Source organism: Enterobacter cloacae complex sp. P27C, assembly GCF_014895705.1.
GTDB lineage: Bacteria > Pseudomonadota > Gammaproteobacteria > Enterobacterales > Enterobacteriaceae > Enterobacter > Enterobacter bugandensis.
Map to the genome: position 1 here is coordinate 438,883 of NZ_JADBQB010000005.1, position 13,781 is coordinate 452,663.

General features: G+C 54.2%; 15 protein-coding genes and 1 pseudogene. 6 read left to right on the top strand and 10 right to left on the bottom strand.

Annotation, left to right across the window (positions count from 1 at the left end; all coding sequences use genetic code 11):
* Nucleotides 1-5: 5 nt before the first annotated feature.
* From prmC to hemA, 3 genes are read right to left on the bottom strand one after another with little or no spacing between them, the layout of a single operon-like run.
* Nucleotides 6-836 carry a peptide chain release factor N(5)-glutamine methyltransferase gene (gene prmC, locus IM291_RS13195; RefSeq protein WP_192987065.1) on the bottom strand — a complete coding sequence of 277 codons (831 nt, stop codon included), beginning with the start codon at nucleotides 834-836 and terminating at the stop codon, nucleotides 6-8.
* The gene (gene prfA / locus IM291_RS13200; protein WP_021240360.1) at nucleotides 836-1,918 is read right to left on the bottom strand and encodes a peptide chain release factor 1; all 1,083 of its coding nucleotides are present in this window, start codon (nucleotides 1,916-1,918) and stop codon (nucleotides 836-838) included. The genes prmC and prfA overlap by 1 nt, the downstream gene beginning before the upstream one ends.
* A 41-nt stretch (nucleotides 1,919-1,959) precedes the next feature.
* Complete coding sequence (gene hemA, locus IM291_RS13205; protein ID WP_021240361.1) at nucleotides 1,960-3,216, bottom strand: glutamyl-tRNA reductase; 1,257 nt, start codon at nucleotides 3,214-3,216, stop codon at nucleotides 1,960-1,962.
* Between the two features lie 201 nt (nucleotides 3,217-3,417).
* Here hemA and lolB point away from each other — a divergent pair, with 201 nt between their 5' ends.
* From lolB to dauA, 4 genes are all read left to right on the top strand, one after another.
* Nucleotides 3,418-4,029, top strand: coding sequence for a lipoprotein insertase outer membrane protein LolB (lolB, locus tag IM291_RS13210; RefSeq protein WP_028013462.1), 612 nt, complete (start codon nucleotides 3,418-3,420; stop codon nucleotides 4,027-4,029).
* Nucleotides 4,026-4,895, top strand: a complete 870-nt coding sequence (ispE, locus tag IM291_RS13215) for a 4-(cytidine 5'-diphospho)-2-C-methyl-D-erythritol kinase (RefSeq protein ID WP_028013463.1) — start codon at nucleotides 4,026-4,028, stop codon at nucleotides 4,893-4,895. Before lolB ends, ispE begins: the two co-directional genes overlap by 4 nt.
* A 125-nt stretch (nucleotides 4,896-5,020) precedes the next feature.
* Nucleotides 5,021-5,968, top strand: coding sequence for a ribose-phosphate diphosphokinase (gene prs, locus IM291_RS13220; RefSeq protein ID WP_003856663.1), 948 nt, complete (start codon nucleotides 5,021-5,023; stop codon nucleotides 5,966-5,968).
* A 124-nt stretch (nucleotides 5,969-6,092) separates the two neighbouring features.
* A complete protein-coding gene (gene dauA, locus IM291_RS13225) occupies nucleotides 6,093-7,772 on the top strand; it encodes a C4-dicarboxylic acid transporter DauA (protein ID WP_192987067.1) in 1,680 nt (559 codons plus the stop codon).
* Here the strand turns inward: dauA and IM291_RS13230 are convergent.
* Together IM291_RS13230 and ychH are read right to left on the bottom strand one after the other, a co-directional pair.
* Nucleotides 7,758-8,816, bottom strand: a complete 1,059-nt coding sequence (locus IM291_RS13230; RefSeq protein WP_192987069.1) for a MerR family transcriptional regulator — start codon at nucleotides 8,814-8,816, stop codon at nucleotides 7,758-7,760. The genes dauA and IM291_RS13230 overlap by 15 nt on opposite strands.
* A gap of 122 nt (nucleotides 8,817-8,938) precedes the next feature.
* Complete coding sequence (gene ychH, locus IM291_RS13235; RefSeq protein WP_008499505.1) at nucleotides 8,939-9,214, bottom strand: stress-induced protein YchH; 276 nt, start codon at nucleotides 9,212-9,214, stop codon at nucleotides 8,939-8,941.
* A gap of 274 nt (nucleotides 9,215-9,488) precedes the next feature.
* On the opposite strand from ychH, the gene pth reads away from it, so the two are divergent.
* Together pth and ychF are read left to right on the top strand one after the other, a co-directional pair.
* Nucleotides 9,489-10,073, top strand: coding sequence for an aminoacyl-tRNA hydrolase (pth, locus tag IM291_RS13240; RefSeq protein WP_008499504.1), 585 nt, complete (start codon nucleotides 9,489-9,491; stop codon nucleotides 10,071-10,073).
* A gap of 126 nt (nucleotides 10,074-10,199) precedes the next feature.
* Nucleotides 10,200-11,294, top strand: coding sequence for a redox-regulated ATPase YchF (ychF, locus tag IM291_RS13245; RefSeq protein WP_003856650.1), 1,095 nt, complete (start codon nucleotides 10,200-10,202; stop codon nucleotides 11,292-11,294).
* An 81-nt stretch (nucleotides 11,295-11,375) separates the two neighbouring features.
* On the opposite strand, the gene IM291_RS13250 is transcribed toward ychF, so the two are convergent.
* The 5 genes and pseudogenes from IM291_RS13250 to IM291_RS21970 all read right to left on the bottom strand — a co-directional run.
* On the bottom strand, nucleotides 11,376-11,732 hold the full coding sequence (locus tag IM291_RS13250; protein ID WP_192987071.1) for an SMI1/KNR4 family protein: 357 nt from the start codon (nucleotides 11,730-11,732) through the stop codon (nucleotides 11,376-11,378).
* 25 nt (nucleotides 11,733-11,757) lie between these two features.
* Nucleotides 11,758-12,207 (bottom strand): Rhs family protein, encoded by a 450-nt coding sequence (locus IM291_RS22115; protein WP_370552181.1) that lies wholly within the window; start codon nucleotides 12,205-12,207, stop codon nucleotides 11,758-11,760.
* Nucleotides 12,184-12,613 (bottom strand): annotated as a pseudogene (locus IM291_RS22120) (RHS repeat-associated core domain-containing protein); the annotation flags it as partial. The pseudogene IM291_RS22120 and the gene IM291_RS22115, both read right to left, overlap by 24 nt.
* 271 nt (nucleotides 12,614-12,884) lie before the next feature.
* The gene (locus IM291_RS13265) at nucleotides 12,885-13,091 is read right to left on the bottom strand and encodes a hypothetical protein (protein ID WP_192987072.1); all 207 of its coding nucleotides are present in this window, start codon (nucleotides 13,089-13,091) and stop codon (nucleotides 12,885-12,887) included.
* A 390-nt stretch (nucleotides 13,092-13,481) separates the two neighbouring features.
* The coding region (locus IM291_RS21970; RefSeq protein ID WP_226840363.1) for a hypothetical protein at nucleotides 13,482-13,781 on the bottom strand (300 nt) is incomplete at its 5' end.

Sequence of the window (13,781 nt, forward strand, 5' to 3'; positions counted from 1 at the left end):
GGAACTCAAGACCACTGCCCCAGCGTCAGGCGTTCGTTGCCGCCGTAGTCGCGGCAGGTTTCGACAGCGGCGTAGCCTGCCTGGGTAAACAGTGCCCGCACGGATTCTCCCTGCGTCCAGCCATGCTCCACGAGCAGCCAGCCGCCGGGAAGCAAACGCTCTCGTGACGTTGTCACAATGTGATCAAGATCGGCTAATCCCGCGTTGGCGGCCACGAGCGCCGTCAGCGGTTCGAAGCGAACATCTCCCTGCGCAAGGTGCGGATCATGTTCGTCAATGTAAGGAGGATTGCTGACAATCATCGCAAATGAGCGGTTCTCCAGCGCGGCAAACCAGCTGCTTTGCAGCACCGTTACGTTGCTGAGCCCGAGACGTTCCACGTTACGCAGCGCCAGCGCCACCGCGTCGGGCATCACATCCACTGCCGTCACATCGCAGTCAGGCCGCTCACTGGCCAGCGCCAGCGCGATAGCACCTGTTCCCGTCCCGAGATCGAGAATGCGGCAGGCCGCTGCGGGTAAACGTGCCAGCGCCTGCTCCACCAGACACTCGGTATCCGGACGCGGGATAAGCGTCGCCGCCGAGACGTAAAGCGGAAGCGACCAGAATTCGCGCTCCCCGACAAGGTGCGCCACCGGCTCGCCGTTTTTACGGCGGGCAAGCAGCGCGGCGAGCCGTGCTTCCTGCTCTGCGGTCAGCTCAGTTTCGCCGAATGCCAGCAGGTACGTGCGGGCTTTACCCGTCACATGCTCAAGCAAAATTTCGGCATCGCGCTTCGGGCTTTCGCTTTTGGAAAGCGCAACTGCAGCCTCACGTAACCAGCGCTGAAAATCCATTATTCCTGCTCGGACAGCGCCGCCAGCTGGTCGGCCTGGTATTCCTGCACGATAGGCTCAATGAGCATATCAAGCTTGCCTTCCATCACTTCATCCAGACGGTACAGGGTCAGGTTGATGCGGTGGTCGGTCACGCGCCCCTGCGGGAAGTTGTAGGTGCGGTTACGGTCGCTGCGATCGCCGCTGCCCAGCAGGTTACGACGCGTAGAGGCTTCCGCCTGCTGACGCTTCGCCATTTCCGCCGCGTGGATGCGCGCGCCCAGCACGGACAACGCTTTGGCTTTGTTTTTGTGCTGCGAACGTTCGTCCTGACACTCCACCACGATGCCGGTTGGCAGGTGGGTAATACGGATGGCGGAGTCGGTGGTGTTAACGTGCTGACCGCCCGCCCCGGAGGAGCGGAAGGTGTCGATGCGCAGGTCCGCCGGGTTGATGTCCGGCAGTTCCGCTTCCGGCAGCTCCGGCATCACCGCCACCGTACAGGCGGAGGTATGAATACGGCCCTGAGATTCGGTGGCCGGAACGCGCTGCACGCGGTGACCGCCGGATTCAAACTTCAGACGTCCGTACACGCCGTCGCCGCTGATCTTGGCGATAACCTCTTTGTAGCCGCCATGTTCGCCTTCGTTGGCGCTCATGATCTCCACGCGCCAGCGGCGCGATTCGGCGTAGCGGCTGTACATGCGGAACAGATCCCCGGCAAACAGCGCCGCTTCGTCACCGCCGGTACCAGCGCGCACTTCGACAAACGCGTTACGTTCATCGTCCGGATCTTTCGGCAGGAGCAGCACCTGAAGCTGCTGCTCCATCTCTTCGGAACGCGCTTTTGCATCCTGCAGCTCTTCCTGCGCCATCTCGCGCATCTCAGGATCGTCGAGCATCATCTGCGCGGTTTCAATATCTTCCTGAACCTGTCGCCAGTCGGTAAAGCATTTTGATACATCACTCAACTGCGCATATTCACGCGAAAGCGCGCGAAAACGTTCCTGGTCTGCGATAGTCCCGGCATCGCCGAGCAGCGCCTGTACTTCTTCATGGCGCTCGTGCAGAGCTTCCAGTTTAGCGACGATAGAAGGCTTCATAGGCGTAAGTGCACCTTGTCTTAGAAAATGGGTATAGGGCGCTATTCCAGCCCGAGGCTGTTGCGCAGAATAGTCAGGCGTTCATCATCCCCGTCACGGGCAGCCTGTTGAAGAGATTTGGTTGGCGCATGGATCAGGCGGTTGGTCAGCTTCCACGCCAGATCCTGCATAATCGCCTGCGCGTCGCCGCCCTGTTCCAGGGCCGCTAACGCTTTGGCAGTCAGGTCATCACGCACCTGCTCCGCCTGTCCGCGATACTCGCGGATGGTCTCGCTGACGCTTTGCGCGCGCAGCCAGGCCATAAATTCGCTGGTTTCCTGCTCAACAATGGTTTCCGCCTGCACCGCCGCCGCTTTACGCTGGGCGAGGTTGTGCGAAATAATGCTTTGCAGGTCATCCACGCTGTAAAGATAGGCGTTAGCCAGCTTGCCAACCTCTGGCTCAACATCGCGCGGAACGGCGATATCCACCAGCAGCATTGGCTGATTACGGCGGGATTTCAGCGCACGCTCCACCATACCTTTACCGATGATCGGCAGCGGGCTGGCGGTAGAGCTGATAATAATGTCCGCCTCTTTCAGACGTTCATCAATATCGCTCAGCGCAACCACCTCGGCACCCACTTCGTCCGCCAGCACCTGCGCGCGTTCGCGGGTGCGGTTCGCGATAATCATCTTTTTCACTTTATGCTCGCGCAGATGGCGCGCCACAAGCTCGATGGTTTCGCCCGCGCCTACCAGCATCACGGTGACGGTCGACAGGGATTCAAAGATTTGCCGTGCAAGGGTACAGGCCGCGAAAGCAACAGAAACCGCACTGGCACCAATGTCGGTTTCGGTTCGCACACGCTTCGCCACGGAGAAGGACTTCTGGAACATACGCTCCAGCTCGCTGGCCTTGAGATGCCCTTTCTGGGAATCTGCGAAGGCTTTTTTTACCTGGCCGAGGATCTGCGGTTCGCCAAGCACCAGCGAATCCAGACCGCTGGCGACGCGCATCAGATGGCTGACCGCATCGTTATCCTGATGCCAGTACAGGCTGTTGCGCAGCTCGTCTTCGTTGAGATTGTGGTAGTCACATAGCCAGCGGATCAGCGCGTCGTGCAGGTTATCCTGCTCTTCCACGCTCAAATACAGCTCGGTACGGTTGCACGTCGAAAGCACCACGCCACCCTGCACCATCGGCTGTGCAAGCAGGCTGTCCAGCGCCAGGTCAAGCGTATCCGGCGAAAACGTAACGCGTTCTCGCAGCGAAACCGGGGCCGTTTTGTGGTTGATGCCGAGTGCTAATAGGGTCATGTTGAGCGGGAGTAGTACCAGCGTTAATAAGGTTAGCAGGACGCATCATACAGGATGCGCGAGATCAATAAAAGAGACCGCCTCCTTTCGGAGTAATAGGTTACTCAACGCTTTGAGATAATTTGAACGTAGACGGTAGCACTGCGGGGCGCTAGCATTAACAGTTATAACTGCAACGTATCTCAAGGATTTGTCCTCATTATGACCCGACTGATTCGCCTGCTGCCGCTGGCAGCACTGGTTCTGACCGCCTGTACTGTCACCCAACCAAAAGGCCCGGGCAAAAGCCCTGATTCACCGCAGTGGCGTCAGCACCAGCAGGACGTCCTTAATTTGAAGCAGTACCAGACGCGCGGCGCCTTCGCGTATCTCTCTGACGAACAAAAGGTTTATGCCCGCTTCTTCTGGCAGCAAACGGGGCAGGACAACTATCGCCTGCTGCTGCTGAACCCGCTTGGCAGCACCGAGCTGGAGCTTATCGCCAAACCGGGCGAAGCGCAGATCACCGATAACAAAGGCCAGCACTACACGGCGACCGATGCCGAAGAGATGATTGGCAAGCTGACCGGGATGCCAATTCCGCTGAACAGCCTGCGCCAGTGGATCCTCGGCCTGCCGGGCGAAGCGACCGACTATACGCTTGACGATCAATACCGTCTGAGCCAGGTCAATTACACCCAGAACGGCAAAACCTGGAAAGTGGTGTACAGCGCCTATGACAGCAAGAGTAAACCGTCGCTGCCATCAAACATGGAGCTGACCCAGGGCAGCCAGCGCATCAAGCTGAAAATGGACAACTGGATCGTTAAATGATGACCCACTGGCCTTCTCCGGCAAAACTGAACCTGTTTTTATACATCACCGGCCAGCGTGCTGACGGCTATCACACACTGCAGACGCTGTTTCAGTTTATTGACTATGGCGACACGATTGCCATCGAGCCGCGTCAGGATGGGCAGATTTGCCTGCTGACGCCGGTCGACGGCGTGGCACATGAGGACAACCTGATCGTCCGCGCAGCGCGCCTGCTGATGAAAGCCGCCGCGGAGTCGGGCCGTCTGCCGGCGGGAAGCGGTGCGGATATCCGCATTGAGAAGCGTCTGCCGATGGGTGGCGGTCTCGGCGGGGGCTCATCCAACGCCGCCACCGTGCTGGTTGCGCTGAACCACCTCTGGGGCTGCGGGCTGTCGACGGATGAACTGGCTGGTTTGGGCTTAACGCTGGGCGCAGATGTCCCTGTGTTTGTTCGCGGCCACGCGGCCTTTGCCGAGGGCGTGGGTGAGATCCTCTCCCCGGTCAACCCGCCGGAGAAATGGTATCTGGTTGCCCACCCCGGCGTGAGCATTCCGACCCCGGTCATCTTTAAAGATCCTGACCTGAAAAGAAATACCCCGGTACGGTCAATAGAAACGTTATTAAATTGTGAATTCAGCAACGATTGCGAGGATATCGCAAGAAAACGTTTTCGCGAGGTTGATGCGGTGCTTTCCTGGCTGTTAGAATACGCGCCGTCGCGCCTGACCGGTACAGGGGCCTGTGTCTTTGCTGAATTTGACACCGAATCCGCTGCCCGTCAGGTGCTTGAGCAAGCGCCGGATTGGCTGCATGGTTTTGTAGCGCGCGGGATGAACACCTCCCCCCTACAGCAGGCCATTCTGGCGCAGACTGAGTTTCGGTGACAACGTCACCCTGTTCCAGACGTTGCATCGCGCTCTTTAATACACCGCCTGGATAGCCTTCGCTTAGGCCCCGCAGTTTGCGGCGAACGCTATCCACCACTGGACGCATGCCTGAGGTTCTTCTCGTGCCTGATATGAAGCTTTTTGCTGGTAACGCCACCCCGGAACTAGCACAACGTATTGCCAACCGCCTGTACACTTCCCTCGGCGACGCCGCCGTAGGTCGCTTTAGCGACGGCGAAGTCAGCGTACAAATCAACGAAAATGTACGCGGTGGTGATATTTTCATCATCCAGTCCACCTGTGCTCCAACAAACGACAACCTGATGGAACTGGTTGTTATGGTCGACGCTCTGCGTCGCGCTTCCGCAGGCCGTATCACTGCTGTTATCCCTTACTTTGGTTATGCCCGCCAGGACCGTCGCGTCCGTTCCGCGCGTGTGCCAATCACCGCAAAAGTTGTCGCTGACTTCCTGTCCAGCGTCGGCGTTGACCGCGTACTGACCGTTGACCTGCACGCAGAGCAGATCCAGGGCTTCTTCGACGTCCCGGTTGATAACGTATTCGGCAGCCCAATCCTGCTGGAAGACATGCTGCAGCTGAACCTGGACAACCCAATCGTGGTATCTCCGGACATCGGCGGCGTGGTACGTGCCCGTGCTATCGCTAAGCTGCTGAACGATACCGACATGGCGATCATCGACAAGCGTCGTCCGCGCGCTAACGTTTCTCAGGTGATGCACATCATCGGTGACGTAGCTGGCCGCGACTGCGTGCTGGTTGACGACATGATCGATACCGGCGGTACGCTGTGTAAAGCCGCTGAAGCGCTGAAAGAGCGCGGTGCCAAGCGCGTGTTCGCTTACGCGACACACCCGATCTTCTCCGGTAATGCCGTGAACAACCTGCGCAACTCCGTCATTGACGAAGTTGTGGTATGCGATACCATCCCACTGAGCGACGAGATCAAGGCACTGCCAAACGTGCGTACCCTGACCCTGTCCGGGATGCTGGCCGAAGCGATTCGTCGTATCAGCAACGAAGAATCCATCTCTGCAATGTTCGAACACTAATCGAACACGGCCAAAAAACCCGCTGCGGCGGGTTTTTTTGTCTCTGGGTTTTATTTGTATGATTAATGCCTCCTTCACCTGCCATTCATATGACAGATGATGCGCACACGGATGATAGATAATTGTGAAAAACGTAGCCTCCTCACATGTTCTGCCCTTTCGCGCCCTCATCGACGCCTGCTGGAAAGAGAAGTACACCTCGTCACGCTTTATCCGTGACCTGATTGCCGGGATCACCGTCGGAATTATTGCCATCCCGCTGGCGATGGCGCTGGCGATTGGCAGCGGCGTTGCGCCACAGTACGGTCTGTATACCTCGGCCGTTGCCGGGATTGTTATTGCCCTGACGGGCGGCTCGCGCTTCAGCGTCTCCGGCCCGACCGCCGCCTTTGTGGTGATCCTCTACCCGGTTTCACAACAGTTTGGTCTGGCAGGCCTGCTGGTTGCCACCCTGATGTCCGGCGTCTTTTTGATTCTGTTCGGTCTGGCCCGTTTTGGTCGCCTGATTGAATACATTCCCCTTTCCGTGACGCTGGGGTTCACCTCGGGGATTGGGATCACCATCGGAACCATGCAAATCAAGGATTTTCTCGGTCTGCAGATGCCCCACATCCCGGAGCACTATTTGCAAAAAGTGGGGGCGCTGTTTATGGCGCTGCCAACGGCCAACCTGGGCGACGCCGCCATCGGAATAGTCACCCTGGGGACACTGATCGTCTGGCCTCGTCTCGGTATTCGCCTGCCGGGCCATCTGCCCGCCCTGCTGCTGGGCTGCGCGGTGATGGCTATCGTTAATATGTTCGGTGGCCATGTCGCGACTATCGGCTCGCAGTTCCACTATGTTCTGGCGGACGGTTCGCAGGGTAACGGCATTCCGCAGCTGCTGCCGCAGCTGGTGCTACCGTGGGATATGCCTGGTTCGAGCTTCACCCTGAGCTGGGATTCACTTCGCGCCCTGCTGCCCGCCGCGTTCTCTATGGCGATGCTGGGAGCGATTGAATCCCTGCTGTGCGCTGTGGTGCTCGACGGCATGACCGGCACCAAGCACAAAGCCAACAGCGAACTGGTCGGTCAGGGCTTAGGCAACCTCATCGCACCGTTCTTTGGCGGGATTACCGCTACGGCAGCCATCGCCCGTTCTGCGGCAAACGTGCGCGCAGGTGCGACCTCCCCCGTTTCGGCGGTTATCCACTCCGTGCTGGTGATTCTGGCGCTGCTGATCCTTGCCCCACTGCTCTCCTGGCTGCCGCTTTCCGCCATGGCCGCCCTGCTGCTGATGGTGGCCTGGAACATGAGCGAGGCGCATAAGGTGGTGAATCTGCTGCGCCGTGCGCCGAAAGACGACATCATCGTGATGCTGATCTGCATGTCGCTGACCGTGCTGTTCGATATGGTTATCGCCATCAGCGTCGGGATCGTGCTCGCGTCCCTGCTATTTATGCGCCGCATCGCGCAGATGACGCGCCTCTCGCCGGTTAACGTGGAGGTGCCTGAGGATGTGCTGGTGCTGCGCGTGATTGGCCCGCTATTCTTTGCCGCGGCGGAAGGATTGTTCAGCGATCTGGAGTCCCGCATCGCGGGGAAACGGGTTGTGGTGCTGAAGTGGGATGCCGTCCCGGTGCTGGATGCCGGCGGTCTGGATGCCTTCCAGCGCTTTGTGAAACGTCTGCCGGAAGGCTGCGAGCTGCGGGTCAGCAACCTGGAATTCCAGCCCCTGCGCACCATGGCGCGTGCGGGCGTGCAGCCGATCCCTGGCCGCCTTGCCTTTTATCCTAACCGTGAAGCCGCGTTAGCGGATCTGTGAGTTACCTGATGCAGAGAAACGTCTCTGCATCATCCCCCCGATCGCCTGCTGGAGCCATGCAAGCACGGCAGGCGTCATCCAGGTTCCTTTCATCAGATGCGGCTCCTGCTGCATAGCCGTACGAAACTTTTGCTGGGTCTCCGGGTTGGTGCCTGCGTAGGACTGGAACAATGCCAGCCAGTTTTCAGCCAGCTTTTGCGCCTCCTTCGAGTCAGGAGCGATATTGTCCCGCTGCGCCTGATGCAGTTTCGCCACCAGCGGCGGCCACTCCATCATGCGGTCAAAATAATGCGCCCGGGTAAAGGCCATCTCTTCGGCAGTGAGATACTTCTCCCATATGCTGAGCTTAGATTCCGCAAACGCCCGCGTGATGTAATCTGTCATCTCCGGGGTGATGCCGGTCTGCGCCTGCATCTGTGGCTCTACGCTGTGCATCTCGTTCAGCCGGGTGAGAAACTCCGGTTTGCCCGCCGTGTCCTGTTCAAGACGTTCCATCCAGCGGGTCGCCAGATCCATCGCCCGCGTGTCAGTAACGGGTATATCCTGTTCCAGCAGCGCGTTAGCCTCTGCCACCAGCCCTGACCAGATAGCCGCCAGCGCATCCTTCTGTACCGCAAACGGCAACTGCTGTAATTCTTCTTTGCTAAACCAGCGATCGTACATATTCATTAACTCCAGAGTCTGTAGCCAGGACTCCAGATCCGGCGTTGCATCGTCGGTAAGCCCGGTACGCAGCTCCACCAGCCGGTCGCGCAGCGTGTGTATACTGCGCAGCTGTTTATCCAGCAGCGTGATTTGCGCATCGAGTAGCTCGGTCAACGACAGCGACTCCTTTTCCAGAAAATCCCTGATTTCGGCAAGTTCCAGCCCCGCTTTTGCCAGCGCCTGGATCATGTGCAGACGCTGTACATCCGCCAGGTTGTAAAGCCGGTAACCTGCCGCGCTTCTGGCAGAAGGCAGCAACAGCCCTGTTTGCTCGTAGTGATGCAATGTCCGCACGGTGATACCGGCTCGTTTCGCCAGCTCACCCACCTGAATCAACATAACTGCTCCTTTTTACTTTGCCAGTGCCACCACTCTGGAGCCTTACGTTACGTGAGGGTCAATATGCTATGCAAAAAAAAAACGACTCCGGATGGAGTCGTTTCGATGTTCTTCATCATGCACTAGCTGTGCTTATGCTGGTCGCGACGACAGCGTTTGTCGTAGTGGCGCACCCACCAGTATTTATCGCAGACTTCCTCATGTCCGCTTACGCGCGCCCCGGCGAGCCACAATACTGCACCGAGGAAGATGCTCAATACCGCGCCATGCGCGAAGTATTGTGGGAGATCAAGCTGCGGCAGCTGGTTTAAAATGGAATAACCTACGCCGACTACCATCACGAAGAGCCCCAACCCCATCAGCACGTTACCGAGTAACGAAGCGTTTTTGCGTTTCATGTGTCACCTCCGGAACTTTGGGTTGTCAGGGGAAAAGCCCCTAATCCTTGTGTGTAAAGTATAGACAACGCCCCTTATATGAGTTGCGTGAATGATCACAATTACAGATAACTCCCAGACAAAAATTTACAAATAACATGTTGAACAACTTGAAATTCTAATTGTTCAGATAAGTAATTATTTGCTTCTCGCTGTGACGAACGCAGAATTTTGTCAAGCGGCGCGCCAGACAGTAAACTACGCGCCAGATCTGGAACCCATTAGGAATTGAATCGTGACGATTAAACTGATTGTCGGCCTCGCCAACCCGGGCGCGGAGTATGCGGCCACCCGCCACAACGCCGGAGCCTGGTACGTCGATCTGCTGGCCGAACGGTTACGTGCTCCCCTGCGTGAAGAACCTAAATTCTTCGGCTACACCTCACGTATCAACCTTGCTGGCGCGGATGTTCGCCTGCTGGTGCCGACCACCTTTATGAACCTGAGCGGTAAAGCGGTGGCGGCAATGGCAACGTTTTATCGCATCAATCCGGATGAAATTCTGGTGGCTCACGATGAGCTGGATCTCCCGCCTGGCGTAGCAAAATTCAAGCTGGGCGGCGGACACGGCGGTCACAACGGTCTTAAAGACATCATCAGCAAGTTGGGCAATAACCCGAATTTCCACCGTTTGCGCGTGGGAATCGGCCATCCGGGCGATAAAAACAAAGTTGTCGGTTTCGTGCTCGGTAAACCCCCGGTTTCCGAACAAAAACTGATTGACGAGGCGGTAGACGAAGCGGCGCGCTGCACTGAAATCTGGCTGCAAGACGGCTTAACCAAAGCGACAAATCGCTTACACGCTTTCAAAGCGCAATAATCCGCCCGATACGGCTTTTTTACCGCGCGTCATGCGGGTTACGTGTATAATAGGCGTAGTTATTTACTTTTCATCAATCGGTTATCGTTAACGGATTGATTATCAAGATATTAAGGTGATTTAGAAATGGGATTCAAATGCGGTATCGTCGGTCTGCCAAACGTGGGCAAATCCACCCTGTTTAACGCGCTTACCAAAGCGGGTATCGAAGCGGCGAACTTCCCGTTCTGTACCATCGAACCGAACACCGGCGTGGTGCCTATGCCGGACCCGCGTCTGGACCAGCTCGCGGAAATCGTGAAGCCGCAGCGCATTCTGCCAACCACCATGGAGTTCGTGGACATCGCGGGCCTGGTGAAGGGTGCCTCCAAAGGCGAAGGTCTGGGTAACCAGTTCCTGACCAACATCCGTGAAACCGAAGCGATCGGCCATGTTGTGCGCTGCTTCGAGAACGACAACATCATCCACGTTAATAACAAAGTGGATCCGGCTGACGATATCGACGTCATCAACACCGAGCTGGCGCTCTCTGACCTCGACACCTGCGAACGTGCAATTCACCGCGTGCAGAAGAAAGCCAAAGGCGGCGACAAGGACGCGAAAGCGGAACTGGCTGCGCTGGAAAAATGCCTGCCACAGCTGGAAAATGCGGGCATGCTGCGCGCGCTGAAAAACCTGACTGACGAAGACAAAGCGGCGATCAAATACCTGAGCTTCCTGACCCTGAAGCCAACCATGTACATTGCCAACGTTAACGAAGACGGTTTCGAGAACAACCCGTACCTGGACAAAGTGCGTGAAATTGCTGCGGCGGAAGGTTCTGTGGTTGTGGCGGTTTGCGCAGCCGTTGAGTCCGATATCGCCGAGCTGGACGACGCCGACCGTGAGGAGTTCATGGCCGAGCTGGGTCTGGAAGAGCCGGGCCTGAACCGCGTGATCCGCGCGGGCTATGAACTGCTGAACCTGCAGACCTACTTCACCGCTGGCGTTAAAGAAGTGCGTGCGTGGACGATTCCTGTGGGTGCGACTGCGCCTCAGGCGGCCGGTAAGATCCACACCGACTTCGAGAAGGGCTTTATTCGTGCGCAGACTATCGCGTTTGAAGACTTCATTACCTACAAGGGTGAGCAAGGCGCGAAAGAAGCAGGCAAGATGCGTGCGGAAGGGAAAGATTATATCGTTAAAGATGGCGACGTGATGAACTTCCTGTTTAACGTTTGATTTGTTTTGAATGAAAAAAATCCACGCTTTGGCGTGGATTTTACCAATATACTGAACTAATTCGTTTAATAAATAAAAATATTATAGCATAAATATGCTATTACTTTCTTTATCCATGTCCAGGCTTCCTAACGCTCCAAGATCTAAAGAATAAATCTCATCAGTACCTTTGCGTAAATTCAAAAAGTACCCAAGATCACCATCTTGACCAATTAATAAAACGTCAGGCTCAACCTCTTGAATTGTATATGTATTATTTCTTTCAAGTAAATCAAAACAATTGAATACATAAAGCAGGTCACCATTTGCTCGTTGAATTTTATAAGAATCAGTGTCCTTGACGTTCTCAATCATAAAGCGCTTATATTCAGAAGGTAAAGACCTGCGTATGAGTTTTTCAATTTCATTTAACTGATCAATTAAATCCTGTTTTTCCATATCGGCTTACCTATTAATGAATAGGTTATATATCAAAATAAATATTACTATTATTAGACTCTCTCAATTGGTCAAAATATTTATACGAGTCACTAATCGATTTCCTTGCCTGCTGCTTTGGAAAACCTGCATCAATCATTTCTTTGTAACTGATATGAAACTCTTGTTTCAACGTTGTATCCCAACCTCCCGGTAAAGCTCTACGAGTTCGTTGAGCAGAACTTATATTATCGTGCGGACTGCCTGATGCGGATTTAAGTAACGTAGCAGGTGCAGTATTTCTCTGGTAACCGTTAATTCTTTTCTTAGCCCAAGCATCTTGTATTGGGTGGTGACTTTGTACAAACCCATCATTTTTACTATTTGTGTGGCCCGACGCCCTGTTTACACCAAGAGAAAGATTACCATGTGGATCAACATCACCCGTTTTATATCCGTTCGGTGCTTTACATCTCGACAACCCCCACGGATCCACCCACCCCAGCGCATTCGGCGCATACTGGTAAAGGTTATCCCCCCCGCCAGCCCTTTCGGGTCCTGCTGCGTAAACCGTCCGCAGTCCGGGTCATAATACCGGAAAAGATTGTAGTGCAGCCCTGTCTCGCGGTCTAGGTATTGCCCTTGCATGCGCAGGTTCTGAGAATATCCTGATACCTGCGTCTCGCTTTCCAGCAGTAGCTTACCTCAGGCTCTGTTGGCCCCTTCCCAGCGCATCTGCCCTTCGATATCCACTATCCGCTCTGGCGTGCCGTTGGGCTGGCAGTGGAACCAGAAGATCTCTCGGGCATTAACGTCGTCAGTATGTGCCAGCGGGTCATCACTGTCTGGTCGCAGTATACTTAGATCATCGGCACGTCCCCCTGCACCTCCTGCAGCAGGCGGTTATGGGTAATTTTCTCAATCGTTCTTCGAACGGATTATCATCAGCGGAGAACAGGTTTTGAATATAGTTAAAAGAAGGAAATCAGCGTAATGTGTGATATATAAAATAAAATCTGTAATTAATTTATTTCTAATATCCTTCATAAAGGAGGGTAAGGAACAGGACGAGTCAAGAGTCATTTACCCTTCCCCATGCATCAACCTGTTCACCCTCCATAAAAAAATATAATAAGCAACCTGAAAAAAATCAATTCCCCGCATGACTATTAGTTAGCAAAAATAAAAGTAAATATTACGTATCAAATCTCCATCCGCTTCATCAACGGTTCTTATTTTGACTTTATTAAAGTCAGCTAAAATACCTTTCACTGGCACATCAGGCTTTGATATGTCATCATAAAATGCTTCCTGTTGACTTTCCCGAACATATTTTTTTATTAAAAAAACAAGATTCTTTCGTAGCCTTTCTTCTGTCATCGCTTTAACTCCTGAATTATACTAACACATTCAAATAAGAGATTACCTCCTGAGACCGATGGTAATAGTATAATCTTAGCAAAATAATACGGAATATTAAGGTAAGAACCATCTTGCCATTTGTTTATTTAATATTTTATTGCCATAAATTGAATAACTGTCTCCATATCTCCTGTTCCTCATGAGTAGGAATTCTATAATCTTGATTCTTTCGCCTATATTCCATGAAACATGAGTCTAAAGCTCGAATAGCCACCACTTTTTCTTTTCGACAATCATCTAAAATAAATTGCATATCCTGTAGACAATTAGAATCAAGAATATATTTTTGGAAAAAAAGCTCCAAAAAATCTAACACTTCATTATAAGATTGTAAATTTATCATGGTTCCTATGGAAGAATATCAATCTTGTCGAAATTAATAACTCTATTTTCAGCATGCAACTGTTGAACATTACCTTGGCCGTATTCAGGGTATGCCTTAGTAAACGGTTCAAGGGGCGCTCTTGGTCTATCGACGAACATTCTGGGGGTCGCAGGCCCGACATAGAAATCAGGCTTTGTTTTACCGATACACTCACAACTCCCCCCCCACGGATCCACCCACCCCAGCGCATTCGCTGGCGCTATGATGTCCACGGACGCACCCTGGAGAAAGATAACGGCCAGACACGATGGCACTACCGCTAC